This window comes from Stenotrophomonas sp. A3_2 (assembly GCF_036624925.1).
GTDB classification, from domain to species: domain Bacteria; phylum Pseudomonadota; class Gammaproteobacteria; order Xanthomonadales; family Xanthomonadaceae; genus Stenotrophomonas; species Stenotrophomonas hibiscicola.
The window spans coordinates 1-349 of the sequence record NZ_JAZKVY010000003.1 but is presented as its reverse complement, the minus strand read 5'-3'; the positions used below and the strand labels follow the sequence as shown (position 1 = coordinate 349).

Sequence of the window (349 nt, the reverse complement as noted above, 5' to 3'; positions counted from 1 at the left end):
AGGCAACGCTCGACAACATTCTCGACGTGACCGAGAAACTCGCCTTTATCCAGAGACTTGATCTTCCCCATGATCTCCTGACGGCTACGGGCAAGCCATGGGTCGATCAGATTGTTCGCCGCGTTGCCGGTGAAAAGGCCTCGGAGATGCGCCGGCATGCGCCGGCGCGACAGCTCGGCCTTTATGCGATTTATCTAATGTCGCGGGAGGCGCAACTCACTGACGCGATGATCGACCTGCTGATCGAAACCGTTCACAAGATCGGAACGCGCTCGAAACGCAAGGTGGTGGGCGATATCGCGAAAGACATCGAGCGGGTCTATGGAAAGGAGCGCCTGCTGGTCGAGAT

The 349-nt window shown here is 57.6% G+C and carries 1 pseudogene; it reads left to right on the top strand.

The features are described from left to right. A pseudogene (locus tag R5H29_RS00010) lies at positions 1 to 349 on the top strand (Tn3 family transposase); the annotation flags it as partial.